This is a genomic window from Leifsonia sp. NPDC080035 (assembly GCF_040050925.1).
GTDB lineage: Bacteria > Actinomycetota > Actinomycetes > Actinomycetales > Microbacteriaceae > Leifsonia.
This window is the reverse complement of the sequence record NZ_CP157390.1, coordinates 1,351,262-1,367,642: the sequence shown is the minus strand read 5'-3', so window position 1 is coordinate 1,367,642 and position 16,381 is coordinate 1,351,262. Positions and strand designations below refer to the sequence as shown.

Here is a 16,381-nt window from a genome sequence, read left to right as displayed (position 1 = left end):
CCGGAGTTCTTCACGCTCGCGCCCGGCGTGTTGCGTGCACAACTCCGGAACGGACGGCGAGGGTCGACGCTTAAAACCGAGTGGTGTAAGGTATTGCCCACATCCGGCCTGCATCGAAGGAGAACCATGGTCGACAGCCTCGCCCGCGCATCCGAACTGACGACAGAGGAGAAGGCGTCGCTGACCAGCGGCTCGAGCTTCTGGGAGACCGAGGCGGTCGAGCGCGTCGGGATCCCGTCGATGTACCTCACCGACGGCCCGCACGGCGTCCGCAAGCAGGCGCAGGGCGGCGACCATCTCGGCATCGGGGACAGCGTGCCCGCCACCTGCTTCCCGCCGGCCGTCGCGCTCGGCTCGAGCTGGGATGCGGAGCTGCTCGAGCGCGTCGGCGCCGCCCTCGGCGAGGAGGCGAAGGCGGAGGGTGTCGGCGTGCTGCTCGGCCCCGGCATCAACATCAAGCGGTCGCCGCTGTGCGGGCGCAACTTCGAGTACCTCTCCGAGGACCCGATCGTCTCCGGCCGGCTCGGCGCCGCCCTCGTGCGCGGCCTGCAGTCGCAGGGCGTCGGCGCCTCGCTCAAGCACTTCGCCGCCAACAACCAGGAGACCGACCGGCTGCGGGTCAGCGCGGACGTGGACGAGCGTCCCCTGCGCGAGATCTACCTGCGCGGCTTCCAGCACGTCGTCGAGAACGCGCAGCCGTGGACGGTGATGTGCTCCTACAACCGCATCAACGGCGTCTATGCCAGCGAGGACCCGTGGCTGCTCACCTCCGTGCTGCGCGACGAGTGGGGTTTCGACGGCCTGGTCGTCTCCGACTGGGGCGCGGTGAACGACCGAGTGAGCGCACTGGTCGCCGGCCTCGACCTGGAGATGCCGTCCTCGGGCGGCGTCACGGACGCGCAGCTGGTCGCGGCGGTGCGTGACGGCTCGCTCGACGAATCCGTGCTCGACACGGCCGCGGACCGCGTCATCCGGCTGGTGGAGAAGGCGCTCGCCGGCGCGGACCCGGACGCGTCGTACGACGCGGACGCGCACCACGCCCTCGCGCGCGAGGTCGCCGGCCGCAGCGTCGTCCTGCTCAAGAACGAGGGCGTGCTGCCGCTGGCCGCCGGGGCGGGTCGGTGCATCGCGGTGGTCGGCGAGTTCGCCAGGACGCCGCGTTACCAGGGCGCGGGATCGTCGCAGATCGTCCCGACCCGGCTCGACACCGCGCTGGACGAGATCCGCGCGCTCGCCGGGGACGCGTCGGTGGACTTCGCCGCCGGGTACGCGCTCGGCGGCTCCGAGGACGCGGTCGCGCTCACCGCCGAGGCCGTCTCGGTCGCGGCCGGAGCGGACGACGTGCTGGTCTTCCTCGGCCTGCCCGCGGAGGACGAGTCGGAGGGCTTCGACCGCGAGCACATCGAGCTGCCCGAGGCGCAGACGGCCCTGCTGGATGCGGTGATCGCCGCGAACCCGCGGGTCACCGTCGTGCTCTCCAACGGCGGCGTCGTGCGGGTGTCGGGATGGGCGGACCGCGTGCCCGCCATCGTCGAGGGCTGGCTGCTCGGGCAGGCGGGCGGTGGCGCGATCGCCGACGTGCTGTTCGGGGTGGTGAACCCGTCCGGCCGGCTCGCCGAGAGCATCCCGCTGCGGCTGGAGGACACCGCCAGCTACCTGAACTTCCCCGGCGAGAAGGGGCACGTCCGCTACGGCGAGGGCCTCTTCGTCGGCTACCGCGACTTCGACGCCAGGGACGCCGCGGTGAGCTTCCCGTTCGGCCACGGCCTGTCGTACACCACGTTCGCGTTCGGGCCGGTGACCGCGACGGCCACCTCGGACGGCGGCATCCGGGTGTCCGTGGACGTCACCAACACCGGCGACCGGGACGGCCGCGAGATCGTGCAGGTCTACGTGTCGGTGCCCGGCTCCCGCGTGCAGCGCCCGCTGCGCGAGCTCAAGGGCTTCCGCCCCGTGGAGGTCGCGGCCGGCGCGACGGCGACCGCAACGATCACCATCCCGGCCGGCGACCTCGCCTACTTCGACACCGAGGTGGCGGGCTGGGTCGTCGAGGGCGGCGACTACGTCGTGTCGGTCGGCGCGTCGTCCCGCGACCTGCGCGGCAGCGCGACCGTGACGCTGGCCGGCGACGGGGCGCGGGTGCCGCTGACCGTTGACTCGACCCTGGGCGAGTGGCTGAGCCACCCGGTCGGCGGCCAGATTCTGCAGGCGGCGCTTTCGCAGAGCCCCGAGGCGGCAGGGATGGGCGCGATGCTGGCGGACCCGAGCCTGCGCAGGATGGCCGAGTCCATCCCGCTCGTGCGCGCGGCGGCGTTCCCGGGCAGCCCGGTCACCCGCGAGCAGCTCGACCAGCTGGTGGCCGCCGCGAACGGGTAGCCGCGCCTCAGCCGTGCCAGGAGTTCCACAGCTCGGCGTAGGCGCCGCCCGCGGCGACCAGCTCGTCGTGGCTGCCCAGCTCCTCCACCTCGCCGTCGCGCACCACCGCGATGCGGTCGGCGTCGTGCGCGGTGTGCAGCCGGTGCGCGATCGCGACGACCGTGCGGCCCTCCAGCACGCTGTTCATGGCGCGCTCCAGGTCGCGGGCGGCGGTCGGGTCGAGCAGTGAGGTGGCCTCGTCGAGCACGAGCGTGTGCGGGTCGAGCAGCACGAGCCGGGCGAGCGCCAGCTGCTGCGCCTGCGCGGGGGTGAGGACGACGCCGCCGGAGCCGACGACGGTGTCCAGGCCCAGGGGCATCGCCGCCACCCAGCCGAGCGCGCCGACCACGCGCAGCGCGGCGGCGAGCTCGTCGTGGGGCGCGCCCGGCCGCGCGAGCGACAGGTTCTCGGCGATCGTGCCGACGAACACGTGGTGCTCCTGGGTGACGAGGGCGACGTGGCCGCGCAGGTCGTCCAGCGGGAGGTCGACCAGCCGGACGCCGCCGACGGTCACCCGTCCCGAGGTCGGCCCGGTGATCCCCGCCAGAAGCCGCCCGAGCGTCGACTTGCCGGAGCCGGACGGTCCGACGATGGCGAGCCGCTCGCCGACGGCGAGATCGAGGCTGATCCCGTGCAGCACCTCCGTGCCCTCGCGGTACGAGAAGCGCACATCGTCCACGACGACCTGCTCGCCGTCGGGCGTCTCGCCGCTCGGCTCGCGGTCGTCCGGCACGTCTGCGACCCCGATGATGCGGGAGAGCGCGGTGGTGCCGACCTGGATCTCGTCGAGCCAGCTGATGAGCTCGTCGACCGGCGAGACCAGCTGCATCGCGTAGAGCGCGACGGCGGTCACGGCGCCGATGGTGGCGGCGCCCGCGCCGACCAGGAACGCGCCCCAGACCAGGACGACGATCACCGGGAGCAGGAACGAGATGTCGGTGCTCGGGAAGAACCACGACCGCAGCCACAGCGTGTACCACTCGGAGTCGCGGCGCTCGCGGAGGGCCGCATCCACCTTGGCGCGCTGAGCGGGGGCGAGGCTGAGCGCTTCGATCGTCCGCACGCCGTCCACCGTCTCGCTGATGGTGCCGCCGAGCGTCGCGTACGAGGCGAGCTGACGCTGGTAGCCCGGGCCGGAACGCTTCAGGTACCACCGCGTCGCCAGGACCAGGATGGGCGCGCCGGCCAGCATCCCGACCGCGACGGCCGGGTTCACGACGAACGCGGCGACGAGCGTCAGCACGACGGTGACGCCGGCGACGAGGATGCGCGGAACGCCGAACCGCACGGTCTGGGCGACCGACTGGATGTCGTTCGTCGTGCGCGCGAGCAGGTCGCCGGTCCCGGCCGCCTCCACCGTGGAGAGCGGCAGGCGCGCGACAGTGGCGAGGAACTCCTCCCGCAGGGACGCGAACACACCCTCGCCGAGCACCATCGACTGACGCTGGGCGAACCGGGTGAGCACCGCCTGGGCGACGATCGCCGCGAGCAGCACGGCGGCGATGGTGTCGATGCCGCCGGAGCTCAGCCCGTGGCCGGTCACGCCGTCGATGATGACGCCGATCAGTGCAGGTCCGGCGAGTCCGGCGACGGCGGCGAGCGTGTGCAGGCCGAGCACCACCGAGAGCGCGCCGCGGTGGCGCCGGATGAGCCGGGCGGCCGTCGCGCGGACGGTCGCGGTGCTAGCGATCGGAAGGAGCATCGCCCGTTCCCTTCTGGTTCTTCTTCGACTGCTTCTTCTGCTTCTTCTGTTTCTTCGCGTCCGGCTTGCCCGGCTTCTGCGCGACCACGGGATGCGTGGCCGTCCAGAGCGCGTCGATGGACCCCGTCCACGCGGCGTCCAGGTCGGTGCCCTCGGCGGGCTCTGCTGCGCTGATCGTGCGCGAGACGATCGCCCGGTAGAGGTCGCCGAGGTCATCGTCGAGGCGCAGCAGCTCCTGGTGGCTGCCGGTGCCGACGACGCGGCCCTTCCGCACCACCGCGATGCTGTCCATCCGGTCGAGCAGCAGCGGGCTGGCGGAGACGACGACCGTCGTGCGCCCCTCGCGCGCCTCGCGCAGGCGCTCGGCGATCTGCGCCTCGGTGTGCGCGTCGACGGCGCTTGTCGGCTCGATCAGGACCAGCACCTCGGCGTCGGTCAGCAGGGCGCGCGCGAGGCTGAGCCGCTGGCGCTGACCGCCGGAGAAGGTGCGGCCGCGCTCGGCGACCCGCTCGTGCACGCCCGCGGGCAGCGCATCCACCGTCTCGCTCGCGGCGGCGGCCTCGAGCGCGGCGGAGACGCGGCGCAGCCGGCCGGTGCTGGTGTCCGTCCAGTCGCCTGTTCGGGAGCCGGCTGCCCGCCGCGTCGGCAGGACGTCCAGGCCGTCGAGCAGGGGGCCGCCGAACAGGTGCGGGGAGGCGTCGCTGACGACGATGCGCTCGCGCACGTCGCGCACGGGCACCCGGGTGTGGTCGACGCCGCCCCACAGCACCGGCGCGTCCCGGTGCACCGCGTCGTCGAAGCGGCCGAGCCGGGTCGCGATGGCCGCGGCCTCGTCCGGGTCCGCATCCACGATCGCCGTGAACCGTCCCGGCGCGACGACGACGCCGGAGGCGACATCCTCGATGGCCGAGCCGGCGGGCGGCGCGTGCTCGACGTCGCCGGTGTCCCGTGCGGCGGGCCGCGTCCGCAGCACCGCGAGCACGCGTCGCGCCGAGACGACGCCGGCCGTGAAGGTCTGCGCGGCCTCGACGCCGGTGCGCAGCGGGAGGACGAGGAAGGTCGCGTACCCGTAGAAGGCGGTCAGCTGCCCGGGTGTGATCGCGCCGTCGACCGCGAGATGCGCCCCGAACGAGACGATGAAGACGAGGAAAGCCCCCGGCAGCAGGACCTGCAGGCCGTCGAGCCAGGACTGGGTCTTCGCGACGCCGACCCCGGCCTGGCGCACGCGCTGCGACTGCCGCGCGTAGCGGTCGACGAACTCCTGCTCGCCGCCGATCCCGCGCAGCACGCGCAGCCCGACCACGGTGTCGGCGCCGAGCGTCGTCAGCTGCCCGGACGCCTCCCGCCACACCGCCTGACGGTTCCGCAGCGGCCGCAGCAGTGCCGCCAGCACGAGCGCCACCAGCGGCACGCCGATGACGACCGCGAGCCCGAGCGGGAGGGACGCCGACAGCATGATGATCGACACCACGACGAACGCCACGATGCCGCCGCCGAGCCGCGCGGTGACGTCGTACATCGCGCCGAGGCGCAGCGAGTCGGTGGAGACCGTTGCCACGATCTCGCCGGAGGATGTGGTGGCCGTGATCGCCGGCCCGGTCTCGGCCGAGTGGTGGCCGATCAGCCGAGCGATGCCGAGGGAGGAGCGCAGCCAGTTGGAGACGGCCATCCGGTGCCGCAGCATCCCGGTGACGGCCTGGACGATCGCGACGGCGAGCAGTGCGCCGCACCACAGCCAGAGCCGGCCGGTGTCGCCGCCGACGCCCTCGTCCACCGCGCGTCCGAGCAGGAACGGCCAGACGGCTTGGCACAGCATCCACACCACGCCGAAAACCACCCCGGCGGCGAGGGTGCCCGGCTGCCGCGCGGCCTGCCAGAGCAGGAAGCGCGGAACGGAGGCGAGGTGCCGGTCGGTGGGCCGCGGTGGTGCGGGACGGTCAGCGCGGACGCTGGTCACGGTGAGCTCCTTGCGAAGAGGTGGGGGTGGGATGCAGGGTGCGGGATGCGGAGGCGCAGGCACGCGAGGGGGACGACGGAGGCGGGACGAAGGGGATCGCTCGGCCCGAGCGGCTCAGCGTCCCGGCGGCGTGAGCGCGGCGACCGCGGCGGCGTCGAGCGGCACCGCCGGCGAGCCGTGGAGCAGCAGGCCGACCTGGGCGGCGGTCTCCAGCTCCTCGGCGAGGTCGATCGCGGCGTCCAGCGACGCCGCGGCGACGACAGGGCCGTGGTTGGCGAGCAGCAGTACGGGATGCCCCGCCGCCGCCGCGGCGACCGCGGAGGCGAGGGCGGACGTGCCGGGCGCGGCGTACGGGACAAGCGGCACGGACCCGAGCCGCATCACGCGGTACGGCGTGAGCGCGGGCAGTGCGGCGAACCCGTCCTCGCCTGGCGGCAGGCAGGCGACGGCCGTCGCGTGCGGCGAGTGCAGGTGCACCACCGCGCGCGCCTCGGGATGCGCGGCGTACATCGCCGCGTGCAGCGGAAGCTCCTTCGTCGGGCGGGGGGAGCCCTCTGCGTGCGACGGCGTGGCGGCGAGCCGGTCCTCGGTCACCGAGCGCAGCGAGGAGCCGGTCGGGGTCGCGAGGATGCGCGCCCCCACCCGCACGCTGACGTTGCCCGAGCTGCCGGGCGAGAGGCCGGCGGCGGCGAGATGGCGGCAGGCCCGCACGATGGCGACCCGTGCCTCGGCCTCGTCCGTCACGTCGTCGGGGCTCACGAGGTTCACGGTGCGCACGGGGCCGCCTCCCACGCCGTGGTGAACAGGTCGGCTCCACCGAAGTTGCCGGACTTCAGCAGGAGCGCGACGTCGCGCCCGCCGGCCAGCGCGACCGCCCACGGCACGCCCGGCGCGGCCTGCCTGCCGATGAGCAGCCGGCGCGCCCCGAGCCGGGAGGTCACCGCTCCGGAGGTCTCGCCGCCGGCGACGAGCAGGTGGCTGAAGCCGAGGTCGTGCACCGCGATCGCGGCGAGCTCCGCCAGGGCGGTCTCGATCAACCCGGCGGCGCGCGCGGCGCCCAGCTCCCGCTGAGCGCGGGCGACGTCCCGCGAGGCGGCGACGAGCACCGGCGCGAGCGGTTCCGTGCGGCGGGCCAGTGCCTCCCGGAGCCGCAGCAGCTCGCTGTCGGGGTCGTCGGCGAGGTCGAACGGGTCGAGGATGTGGACGTCGCCGCCGAACGCCTCGATCTGGGCGCGGGTAGCGGCGGACGCGCTCCCGGCGAGGATGAGCCGGCCCGTCACCGGCACGGCGGGCACGGTGGTCGCGGTGGTCGCGGTGTGCGGGGGGTCCGCGGGCGCTCCCGCGTCCCCGCGCTCGGACGCGGCCGACCGGGCCAGGGCGGTGCCGACGCCGGCGCCCCCGCTCGCGACGACGGGCCGCTCGAGCGCGCTGCGCAGGATCGCCGCCGCGATGGCGTCGAGGTCGCGCTCGAGGAGCGCATCCACGAGCGTGTGCCCCTCCCGGCTCAGGGCGGCGATACGATCCGGCCCGAGCCGGACGTCCTCCCAGCGGACCAGGGACACGGGCTTCGGCGTCTGCGGCCGCAGCAGCCGGACGACGTCGGAGTCGCGCATCGGGGTGAGCGGGTGGTCGCGCATCGGCGACTCGGCGAGCGGGATACCGCCCGCGAACAGCGTCCCCGCGTACTGGGTGCGCGCGCTGCCCGGCGTCGACGGCGTGCCGATCGTGCCGGACGCGCCCGCCACGGCGACGAGCGCGTCGGCGATCGGCCCGATGTTGCCGCGCGGGGTCGAATCGAAGGTCGAGCAGTACTTCTGGTACAGCTGCGTCGCCCCCGCGGCTAGCAGCGCGCGGGCGGCGGCGGACGCCTCGGCGACCGCGCGCTCGACCGGCGCGGTGCGCGCGATGAGCGCGACGACCGTGCATCCTGCTCCGTCCGCGAAGGCGTCGACGGGCGAGCCCGCATCCGGAACTCCGAGCAGCACCGTCGCGGGCAGCCCGGCCTCGGCCGCGCGCCCCGCGAGGTCGCACGCGCCGGTCACGTCGTCGGCGATGGCGCCGAGCCGCATCACGAGACGTCGACCGCCTGTTCCGCTCCGGCCACCACGACGCGCACGCCCGCGTCCGCGAGCGCGCGCAGGTCGTCGGGTTCTGCGCCGTCGTCGGTGACGATTACGTCCACAAGGCTCAGCGCGCCGACGCGGATGGGGGCGCGGGAGCCGAGCTTGGAGTGGTCCACGAGCAGCACGGTCGTGCGCGCGGCGCGGGCGAGCTCCTGCTTGATCTCCGCGTCGAGGGCGTTGGCGCAGAGGATGCTGGTGGCGTCGACCGCGGTCGCCGAGAGCACCGCGACATCGAACGCGTAGTCCCCGATCGCCCGGCGGGCCGCGGCCCCGGCGAAGCTGCGCGTCTCCGGCTGGTAGACGCCCCCGATGCCGACGAGCTCTACGTCCCCGCGCTCGATGGCGGACTGGATGACCGGGGCCGAGTGGCTGACGATCGTCGTGCCGGCGGCGACGAGCCCGGCGAGCGGCGCGACCGTCGTCCCGGCGTCGAGCGCGATCGTGCCCGCGCCGCTCAGCAGCTCGAGGCACGCCTCGGCGATGGACCGCTTCTCGTCTCCGCCCGTGCCGGCGCGCTCCTCGAAGGGGCGGCCGTGGCCCAGGTCGGGCAGGCTGGCGCCGCCGACGACGCGGCGGGCGAGGCCGTCGGCCGCGAGCTGGCGCAGGTCGCGGCGGATGGTCATCTCCGAGACGCCGAACTCCTCGGCGACCCGCGACGACGACACGTAGCCCTCGGCCGAGAGGCGGCGGAGGAGCTCGTCGCGGCGGGCGGGGGCGTCGGTGTAGCGCACGCGTCCATCCAATCGACTCCCACCCGCACTTGTCAATAAACGGACAAATCTTGACTCAAATGTTCAGAAGTGAACAGAATGAGGGTGTGACCGTTCCGGCATCCTCCGCCGCTGCCCTCGGCGTCGACGTGGGCACGACCAACACGAAGGTCGTGCTGGCGGCGTTTGGCGGCGACGGCGTCGTGCACGAGCAGCGCGGCCGCACGATGCCGACGCCCGCCACGGGTGCGGAGCTGCGGGATGCGGTGCTCGCCGCGATCGCCGAGGTCGCCGAGGGGCAGCGCGACCGGATCGTCGGCATCGGGATCGCCTCGATGGCCGAGACGGGTGCCCTGATCGGCCCCGATGGTGAGCCACGCGGCTCGCTCCTGCGCTGGACGCGCGGCGACACCCGCGCCGCCGACCGTCTCGTCGTGGCCGCCGGCGCCCCCGAGCTGTACGCCGCGACCGGTGTGCCGGTCGCCGCGAAGTCGCCGCTCGCCCACTGGCTGACGCTCGCCGACGAGGACGACCCGCGCCTCCATGGCGCTCGCTGGAGCGGTGTGGATGCGCTGGTCGCCGAGGCGCTGACCGGCGAGGCCGTCACCGACCGCACGCTCGCGGCGCGCACCATGGCCTATCGCATCGACGGCACCGCCGAGTCCTTCGACCCCGACCTCCTCGCCCTCGCCGGCCTGACGCCGGACCGCTTCCCGCGTGTCTCACCTCCGGGCGACGCGGCAGGGGCGCTCTCCGCGCACGCCGCCGCCGCGCTCGACCTCCCCGCCGGCCTGCCGGTCGTCGTCGCCGGTCACGACCATGCGGTCGGGGCGTGGGCGGCCGGGGTCCGCGAGCCGGGGCAGGCCGCCGACTCCGTCGGCACCGCGGAGGCGCTCTACCGCGTCGCCGCCGACATTCCGCGCGAGGAGGCGCGGCGGCAGGGGATGAGCATCGCGCCCAGCGTGGACGGCCGTCACCGGTCGCTGCTCGCCGGCAACCCCACCGCGGGCGCCCTCGTCGAGTGGGCGCTGCGGGAGCTGCTGCCCGGCGTCGAACCCACCGCGGCCCTCCGCAGCGCTGAGGCGCACGCCGGCCGGCCGATCGAGGCGTTCCTGCTGCCGTATCTGCGCGGCCGCCAGTCGCCGCTGCCCGACCCGGGTGCACGCGTCCGTGCGGTTCCCGCTCTGCCCGCCGAGCCGGGCGCGGCGCTCGCCGCCGTCTTCGCCGGCCTCGCCCTGCACCTGGCGTGGCTGGACGCCGAGCAGACGCGCATCCTGGGGCCGCGCCATCCCGATGTGACCCTGCTCGGCGGTGCCGCGGCGGCGAACGGCGCCTGGGCGCGGATCAAGAACCGGGTCCTCCCTGGCAGGCTCCGGCCGGTCGCCGCGGGCGAGGTCGTCGCCGTCGGAGCCGCCATGCTGGCCGCGCACCGCATCACCGGCATCACGACCACCCTGCCGCTCGGCAGTCCAGAAGACGCCGCCACCACGGGCGACCCGGCTCTGCTGGAGCGGTTCGTGGCGGCGGCGACGCACCACGAGAAGGAACCCGCATGACCGACCCCGCACCCGCCTCCACCGCGCCCGCGTCCGTCCCCCGAAGCCTCGATGCGATCGCGCGCCCCTCCGGCACGTTGGCCATGGTCGCGATGGATCAGCGGGAGAGCCTGCGCCACATGTTCGACCTCGCCGGGGCGGATCGCCCGGCCGACGACGTGCTGATCGGCTTCAAGGTGGCCGTCGCCGAGGCGCTCGGGCCGCTCGCCTCCGGCTTCCTCATCGACCGGCAGTACGGCTTCGAGGCCGTGCGGGACCTGCTCCCCTCCCGGACCGGGCTCATCCTCGCCGCGGACGCCCTCGAACAGGAGGACGGCGGTCCCGTCGAGGAGACCGGGCTGGACGACGTCGTCCTGGAGCGCACGGACCTCGACGGCGTCGTGGCGCTCAAGCTGCTCGTGATCTGGCGGCGCGACGCCAAGCGGCCCGCCCGCGTGCACCTGGTGGAGCGCTTCATCGCCGAGTGCCGCGCCCGCGGCGTCCTCTCGGTGCTCGAGCCCGTCGTCCGGGCGACCCCGGCGGAGCTCGACGAGAAGAGCTGGGACATGGACGACGCCATCCGCGAGGCGGCGCGGGAGCTCTCCCCGCTCGGCCCTTCGCTCTACAAGGTGCAGGTGCCGCTCGCCGGCACCGGCGACGATCGCGAGCAGCGGGAGGCGAGCGAGCGCCTGAACGAGGCGATCACCGGTCCGTGGGTTGTGCTCTCGCAGGGCGTCGACCGGCCCGCGTTCGAGCCCGCCGTGCGGGCCGCCTGCCGCGCGGGGGCGAGCGGCTTCCTCGCCGGACGCGCGCTGTGGAGCGACGTGGTCGGTAGCGCGGACGTGCCTGCCGCCCTGCGCGAGCTGTCCGTCCCGCGCTTCGAGAGCCTCATCGCGGTCGTCGAGCGCGAGGCGCGGCCCTGGCGGGAGGCGTCGTGATCGCCGGCGTGCTGCACACCGTCCCCGCGCTCGCCGGGGCGTTCGACGAGCTGCTCGCCGAGAGCATCCCCGGCGCCTACCGCGAGCACATCGTCGACGCCTGGCTGCTCGAGACGGCGATCGCGGACGGCGTCACCGCCGATGTGCGCGCGCGGGTCGCCTCGCATCTCGCGCACCTGGCGGACGCGGGCGCGGACGCCGTGCTCGTCACCTGCTCCTCGATCGGCGAGGCGGCAGAGCGCGCGGCCGAGGGGATGCGCATCCCCGTCGTCCGCGTCGACGCCGCCATGGCCGCGGAGGCGGTGCGGCTGGCGGGCTCCGGCGCGCGGGTGTCCGGGCCGCCGGTGACCGCGGCGCCGATGATCGCCGCGCTCGCGACCAACACGGCGACGCTCGGACCCACCTCGCGCCTCATCGAGCGCGAGGCCGCCGCGCAGGGGTCGGGCGCCGTCGTCACGGCCCGCGTCGTCGCCGGCGCCGCGGCTGCGCGCGCCGAGGGCGACCGCGCGACGCACGACCGGCTGATCGCCGAGGCCGTCCGTGCGGTCGCGGGCGAGGCGACGGTGGTCGTGCTCGCCCAGGCGTCGATGGCGGATGCCGCCGCCGCGGCGGGTGTCGACGTCCCCGTGCTCACCTCCCCGGCCGGCGGCGTCGCGCGGCTGCGGGAGGCACTGACCCCGTCGGGCCCGGACGGGCCGGTCGCCAGCGCGAACCGGCCGGCCGCGTCCGGTCCCGACGGAACCTCGGGGGTGCGGCCGTGAGCACCGGCGTGCGCGTCCGTGACTCCGGAGAAGCGGCCCCGATCCCGCCGCTTTCCCCGTTCCTACGGTCCCAGAACGCCAAGCGCCGCCGGGTTCTCCGGAATTGCACGCGGGCCCACCGGCCCGTCGGAAACGGAGGGGATCCGCCCCCAATTCCCCGCTGGTCTCCTCCCTTCGCCGCGCCACGCCGCCCGCGGCCCCGTCCGTCCTCCCTTCCCGACACCGCGGTCGCGCTCGCGCTCGCGAAGCGGCACAGCACGCATCCTGCTTTCGCGGGCGAGTTCCGCTACGGTGTGGAGGCGGACGGCGCGCTCGTCCTCCCCAGGACTCCGGGCGGGGCCGCAGCACCCACCGTCGGCTTCGCCCCAGAGCCGACGTTCCGCATCACGCTCCACGGCCGGGGCGGCGCGGTCACCGCCGACTCCGTCGCCGCTCGCGCGGGCCTCCGCGCCCGCTGACCCCATCCCCTCTTCTCCGCGACGAGCTCCCCGAGAACCCCGAAGGACGATGCAGACCACCCACACCGACATCACGGTCACCCGCGGCGCGACCGAGGTTGTGATCACGGCCCCCGCCTACACTCTCGGCGTCGCGCTCGCGCGGCCGCGCGCCACGCTCGCCTCGGCGAGCGGCGAGCTGTGGACCGACCTCTCGCTCATCGCCGGCGTCGACCGCGTCGGGATGCCCGACGAGGCCTCCGGCCCGACCGCGGTCACCCTGGAGGAGGAGCCGGGCGGCGACGTCGTGGTGCGGGTCATCAGCGACTCGAGCGCGTGGGCGACCCGGGCCCTCGTCCTGCGCTGCACCCCCGGCGAGGTGCGCGCCCAGATCGAGGTGACCACCGCAGAGGAGGACGCCCGGATCGCCGACGTCACCGTCTTCGGCGGCCAGGCCGCCCTGCCGACCGGTGCGGCGGGCACCTTCCGCTCAGGAATCCGGTTCCCCTCGGTCTTCGTGCCGACGCCCACCGAGCCGGTGCAGGTCGTGCGTCCGTCGAGCAGCCAGGCGCAGCTCGGCGTCGTCGGCGACGCCGAGCCCGGGCGCCTGCACGGCATCTTCTCGCCGCCCCCGCTGGTGTTCGCCTTCGGCCGCCCGGCGATCGGCGCGGAGGCGGCGCACGGTCCCACCGACATGCCCGTCGGCGACTGGCTGGGCGTCTCCGTCGTCGCGCCCGTCGAGCAGCTCGGCTTCACCACGTTCCGGTACGACGCTCTCGACGGCGGCTTCCTGCTGCGGCTGGCGTACGAGGGGCACACCCGGGTGGGACCGGGCGGCTGGTCGTCGCCGGAGTTCGTGCTGCGTCCCGCCGGGGCGCCGCTCACGGCGATCCGCGACTACCGCGACGACCTCGTCGCGCGCGGCTGGGCGGCCGAGCCCGGTCCGGCGGCGGACTGGTGGCTCGAGCCGATCTTCTGCGGCTGGGGCGCGCAGTGCGCCCTCGCCGTGCGGATGAGCCACGAGGGCGAGGCGCTCGCCACCGACGACGCCGACGGGTTCGTGCTGCCGGCCGGTGCCGCGTTCGCCCCCGACCTCGCTCGCCAGGAGCTGTACGACCGCTGGCTCGCGCGGCTCGCCGAGCGCGGCATCCACCCGGGCACGGTCGTGATCGACGACCGCTGGCAGGCGGACTACGGCACCAACACCGTCGACCACCTCAAGTGGCCGGACCTGCGCGGCTGGATCGCCGGCCGCCACGCGGCGGGGCAGCGTGTGCTGCTCTGGTTCAAGGCATGGGACCCGTCCGGTCTCCCCGCCGAGCTCACGGTGCGTGACGCGGGCGGTCGTCCGCTCTCGGTCGACCCGTCCAACCCCGCGTACCTGGAGGCGCTGGCCGCGCAGGTCACGCACATGCTGTCCGCCGACGGCCTTGACGCCGACGGCTTCAAGGTGGACTTCACTCAGCGCGCCCCGTCCGGCACGAGCCTCAGGGCGCACACCGAGGACGTGTGGGGCATCGCGGCGCTGCACGCGATCGTCCGCACCATCCACGACGCGGCCAAGGCGGTGAAGCCGGATGCGCTGGTCGTGACGCACACCGTCCATCCCTCGTTCGGCGGGGTCACCGACATGGTGCGGCTGAACGACGTGCTCGAGGACTCGGTGCACGGCGAGCCCGTGCCGGTCGCCGACCAGGTGCGCTACCGGCACGACGTTGCCGCGAACGCGCTGCCCGGTCACCCCATCGACACCGACCAGTGGCCGATGCCGAGCAGGGACGAGTGGCTGGAGTACGCCCGCGTGCAGGGCCGGCTCGGGGTCCCCGCGCTGTACTACGTCGAGTCGATCGACAACAGCCGCGAGCCGATCGAGGACGAGCACCTCGACGAGATCGCCGCGCTCTGGCGCGAGTACCGGGAGAACCGGTCGAGCCGGTCGAGCCGGTCGCCCGCATGAGCGCGTTCACCGAGGTGGCGCCGGGCGTCCACCGGTTCGTGGACACCTGCAACGTCTACGTCGTGCTCCCGCAGCCCGGCGCGACGGCGGGTGCGATCGCGATCGACTTCGGCTCCGGCGACGTGCTCGACCACCTGCACGAGCTGGGGCTGGCCACCCTGGACGCGGTGCTGATGACCCACCACCACCGCGACCAGGGCCAGGGGCTGCCGCGCGCGGTGGCGGCGGGCATCCCCATCCACGTGCCGCCGGTGGAGCAGGACCTGTTCGCGCGCGTGGACGAGATGTGGTCGGCGCGCGCGCTCTACAACGACTACAACCTCCGGCAGGACCGATTCTCGCTGCTCGATCCGGTGCCGATCGCCGGGGTGGTGCCCGAGTACCGCACGGCCCGCTACGGCGGTGTGGATGTTGCGACGGTGCCGACGCCGGGCCACACGATGGGCTCGGTGACCTACCTGGTCGACCGCCCCGAGGGGCGCGTCGCGTTCACAGGCGACCTGATCTACGCGCCGGGCAAGGTGTGGTCGCTCGCGGCGACCCAGTGGTCCTACACAGAGAACGAGGGCCCGGCGATGAACGCGCTCTCCTGCTTCGTGCTGCAGGAGGAGGAGCCGGATGTGCTGCTCCCGTCGCACGGCGAGCCGATGCCCGACGCCGTCGCCGCCCTGGCCGAGCTCGCCAGGCGGATGGGCGACTACGTCGACTCGCGGCGCACCCGGCCGTGGGACCTGCGCGACTGGTACGACCGTCCCTTCGTGCGGCTCACGGACCACCTGCTGCTGAACCGCAGCGCCAACTCCTGCGTGTACGTGCTGCTCAGCGATTCCGGCGCTGCGTTGCTCATCGACTACGGCTACGACATGTCGACGGGATGGCCGGCCGGCACCGACCGCGCGGCGCGCCGGCCGTGGCTCGCCTCGCTTCCCGCGCTGAAGCGCGACTACGGAGTGACGAGCATCGAGGTGGTGCTCGGGACGCACTACCACGACGACCACGTGGCCGGGATGAACCTGCTGCGGGAGGTCGAGGGGACCGAGGTGTGGCTGCCGGAGAACGTCGCGCCGATCATGGCCGACCCGATGCGCACCGACCTGCCCTGCCAGTGGTTCGAGCCCATCCCGGCAGACCGGGTGCTTCCGCTCGGGCCCACCGTGCGCTGGCGGGAGTACGAGTTCACCACCCACGAGCTGCCCGGCCACACCCTGTACGCGGCGGCGTTCGAGTTCGAGGTGGATGGTGTGCGGGTGCTCGCCACCGGCGACCAGCAGACGGCGGAGGGGCGCCTCGGCGTGCAGCGCGAGATCCTCAACTACCAGTACCGCAACCGGTTCCGGCGCGACGACTTCATCCAGAGCGCGGCCCTGTACCGCAGGGTCTCGCCCGGTCTGATGATCACCGGGCACTGGCAGGGCAGGCAGGTGGACGAGGACTACCTGGAGCTGCTCACCCGCCAGGGAGACGAGCTCGCGGCCATCCACGACGGACTGCTGCCGGACGACGGGATGCGCCCGCCCGCCGACGGCAACCTGGTGCTCGTGGAGCCGTTCTACCAGCGGGTCCCGGCCGGTTCGACGCTGGAGTACGAGGTGGTCGTGGTGAACCCGTACGACGGTCCGCGCGAGGTGGTCGCCGCGCTGGTGCTGCCGGAGGGGTGGGAGGTGGTCGTGGCGCCCGCCGCTCCCGCAGCGGTCGTGGCCGGCGCCGGCGAGACGGTCCGGCTGCCGTTCACCGTGCGCGCGACCTCGGCCGCGGTGCGGAGGCAGCGCCTCGCCGCCGACGTCAGCCTCGGCGCCACCCGCCTCGGCCAGGCCGGGGACGCGGTCGTCGACACCGAATAGCCCTC

11 protein-coding genes are annotated in these 16,381 nt (G+C 74.5%); 6 read left to right on the top strand and 5 right to left on the bottom strand.

Translation table 11 applies throughout. The features are described 5' to 3' along the window. The first annotated feature begins 126 nt into the window (after positions 1-126). Positions 127-2,376, top strand: a complete 2,250-nt coding sequence (locus AAME72_RS06640; protein WP_348789453.1) for a glycoside hydrolase family 3 C-terminal domain-containing protein — start codon at positions 127-129, stop codon at positions 2,374-2,376. 7 nt (positions 2,377-2,383) lie between these two features. Here the strand turns inward: AAME72_RS06640 and AAME72_RS06635 are convergent, their stop codons facing one another. The 5 genes from AAME72_RS06635 to AAME72_RS06615 form a co-directional block, all read right to left on the bottom strand. Further along, entirely contained in the window at positions 2,384-4,117 is a 1,734-nt protein-coding gene (locus AAME72_RS06635; protein ID WP_348789452.1) for an ABC transporter ATP-binding protein, read from the bottom strand. Then, complete coding sequence (locus AAME72_RS06630) at positions 4,098-6,074, bottom strand: ABC transporter ATP-binding protein (RefSeq protein ID WP_348789451.1); 1,977 nt, start codon at positions 6,072-6,074, stop codon at positions 4,098-4,100. The genes AAME72_RS06635 and AAME72_RS06630 overlap by 20 nt, the downstream gene beginning before the upstream one ends. A 114-nt stretch (positions 6,075-6,188) precedes the next feature. Next, positions 6,189-6,851, bottom strand: a complete 663-nt coding sequence (locus AAME72_RS06625; protein ID WP_348789450.1) for a class II aldolase/adducin family protein — start codon at positions 6,849-6,851, stop codon at positions 6,189-6,191. Further along, on the bottom strand, positions 6,839-8,143 hold the full coding sequence (gene otnK, locus AAME72_RS06620; RefSeq protein ID WP_348790100.1) for a 3-oxo-tetronate kinase: 1,305 nt from the start codon (positions 8,141-8,143) through the stop codon (positions 6,839-6,841). Before otnK ends, AAME72_RS06625 begins: the two co-directional genes overlap by 13 nt. Then, positions 8,143-8,928 (bottom strand): DeoR/GlpR family DNA-binding transcription regulator, encoded by a 786-nt coding sequence (locus AAME72_RS06615; RefSeq protein WP_348789449.1) that lies wholly within the window; start codon positions 8,926-8,928, stop codon positions 8,143-8,145. The genes otnK and AAME72_RS06615 overlap by 1 nt, the downstream gene beginning before the upstream one ends. Before the next feature lie 86 nt (positions 8,929-9,014). Here AAME72_RS06615 and AAME72_RS06610 point away from each other — a divergent pair, with 86 nt between their 5' ends. The 5 genes from AAME72_RS06610 to AAME72_RS06590 all read left to right on the top strand — a co-directional run bounded on the left by AAME72_RS06610 (position 9,015) and on the right by AAME72_RS06590 (position 16,376). Next, positions 9,015-10,463 (top strand): FGGY family carbohydrate kinase, encoded by a 1,449-nt coding sequence (locus tag AAME72_RS06610; RefSeq protein WP_348789448.1) that lies wholly within the window; start codon positions 9,015-9,017, stop codon positions 10,461-10,463. Continuing rightward, entirely contained in the window at positions 10,460-11,380 is a 921-nt protein-coding gene (locus tag AAME72_RS06605) for a hypothetical protein (RefSeq protein ID WP_348789447.1), read from the top strand. The genes AAME72_RS06610 and AAME72_RS06605 overlap by 4 nt, the downstream gene beginning before the upstream one ends. Continuing rightward, entirely contained in the window at positions 11,377-12,141 is a 765-nt protein-coding gene (locus AAME72_RS06600) for an aspartate/glutamate racemase family protein (RefSeq protein WP_348789446.1), read from the top strand. The genes AAME72_RS06605 and AAME72_RS06600 overlap by 4 nt, the downstream gene beginning before the upstream one ends. Positions 12,142-12,648: 507 nt before the next feature. Further along, positions 12,649-14,535 carry a hypothetical protein gene (locus tag AAME72_RS06595; RefSeq protein WP_348789445.1) on the top strand — a complete coding sequence of 629 codons (1,887 nt, stop codon included), beginning with the start codon at positions 12,649-12,651 and terminating at the stop codon, positions 14,533-14,535. After that, entirely contained in the window at positions 14,532-16,376 is a 1,845-nt protein-coding gene (locus AAME72_RS06590; RefSeq protein WP_348789444.1) for an MBL fold metallo-hydrolase, read from the top strand. Before AAME72_RS06595 ends, AAME72_RS06590 begins: the two co-directional genes overlap by 4 nt. The last annotated feature ends 5 nt before the right edge of the window (positions 16,377-16,381 follow it).

What these genes read in the sequence shown, in the direction of transcription:
- AAME72_RS06605 (WP_348789447.1), top strand. Translation starts at nt 10,460, where the DNA reads ATGACCGACCCCGCACCCGCCTCCACCGCGCCCGCGTCCGTCCCCCGA.
- AAME72_RS06635 (WP_348789452.1), bottom strand. Translation starts at nt 4,117, where the DNA reads ATGCTCCTTCCGATCGCTAGCACCGCGACCGTCCGCGCGACGGCCGCC.
- AAME72_RS06640 (WP_348789453.1), top strand. Translation starts at nt 127, where the DNA reads ATGGTCGACAGCCTCGCCCGCGCATCCGAACTGACGACAGAGGAGAAG.
- AAME72_RS06595 (WP_348789445.1), top strand. Translation starts at nt 12,649, where the DNA reads ATGCAGACCACCCACACCGACATCACGGTCACCCGCGGCGCGACCGAG.
- AAME72_RS06590 (WP_348789444.1), top strand. Translation starts at nt 14,532, where the DNA reads ATGAGCGCGTTCACCGAGGTGGCGCCGGGCGTCCACCGGTTCGTGGAC.
- otnK (WP_348790100.1), bottom strand. Translation starts at nt 8,143, where the DNA reads ATGCGGCTCGGCGCCATCGCCGACGACGTGACCGGCGCGTGCGACCTC.